This is a genomic window from Stenotrophomonas sp. Steno-Z2 (assembly GCF_056393235.1).
On sequence record NZ_JBWJOY010000026.1, the window covers coordinates 1 to 266 of the forward strand.

Here is a 266-nt window from a genome sequence, read left to right on the forward strand (position 1 = left end):
TCGGAGCGGATGCCGCGCGCCACGCAGGCCTGCATGGCGTCCCAGATCTCGCGCAGGCCGTCCCTGATCTCGGCCTCGCTGCGCCAGCACTTCTCGTTCTCGAACATCAGCGCGGCGATGCTCAGGCCGCTGCGCGCGGCCTGGGCCAGCAGTTCGTCGCCGCTCCTGAACGGATACGGCAGCGGGGTCTGGTCGGGCACGATGCGGTCGTCGGCGGCATCGTCGGCATTGACCACGAAGCCGCCGCCGACGGAGTAGTAATCGCG

At 69.9% G+C, this 266-nt stretch carries 1 pseudogene; it reads right to left on the minus strand.

The features are described 5' to 3' along the window. Nucleotides 1–266, minus strand: a pseudogene (locus AC06FP_RS16855) (L-serine ammonia-lyase); the annotation flags it as partial.